The sequence below is a fragment of the Sphaerisporangium sp. TRM90804 genome (assembly GCF_029846175.1).
GTDB lineage: Bacteria > Actinomycetota > Actinomycetes > Streptosporangiales > Streptosporangiaceae > Sphaerisporangium.
In genome coordinates this window covers 1-748 of sequence record NZ_JARWAC010000077.1, presented here as the reverse complement: position 1 = coordinate 748, position 748 = coordinate 1, and the positions used below count along the sequence as shown (strand labels likewise).

Annotated in this window: 1 protein-coding gene; it reads right to left on the bottom strand. The window is 70.2% G+C overall.

Annotated elements, in window-relative coordinates; genetic code table 11:
• A partial coding sequence (locus tag PYR91_RS36315) for an acyltransferase domain-containing protein (RefSeq protein ID WP_279787560.1) occupies positions 1–748 on the bottom strand: 748 nt, incomplete at both ends.

The window sequence follows — 748 nt, the reverse complement described above, 5'->3', positions numbered from 1 at the left end:
GCGACATGCAGCTCACCCAGCGCCGACACCAGCGTGTGCGCCTGCGGACGGTTACGCCGCTGCGCCGCCACCAGCACGGTTCCATCGGCCCCCGACACCGCCTGCTCCGACGGCAGCACGCTCTGATCCGGCCGCGACAAGGTCTCGTCGGACTCCAGGCACTGGGCTGCCATGCCGGTGAGCACCGCGTCCGGACCGACCTCGACCAGCCGGGTCACACCCTGGGCGTGAACGTGCCGGACGGCGTCCGCGAACCGGACCGGCTTGCGGACCTGGTTCACCCAGTAGGCGGGGTCCGTCAGGTCGGCGATTTGGCCGGTCACCGTGGAGACAACGGGGATCTGCGGTTCCTGGTAGGTGACCTGCCCGGCCACGGCGGCGAAGTCGTCCAGCATCGGCTCCATGAGGATCGAGTGGAAGGCGTGGGAGACCGCCAGCCGCGACACCCGGCGGCCCAGCTTCTCGAACCCGTCCCGGACGTGTTCCACCTCCGAAGCCACCCCGGAGACGACAACGGCCTGCGGGCCGTTGACGGCCGCAAGCGACACCCCCTCCGACAACCACGGGGTGATCTCCTGCTCGGTCGCCTGGATCGCGACCATGACTCCACCGGAGGGCAACTCCTGCATCAACCGGCCACGCGCCACCACCAGCCGCGCCGCATCGCCAAGCGAGAACACCCCGGCCACATGCGCCGCCGCCAACTCACCGATCGAATGACCCACCAGCACATCCGGCCGCACACCCC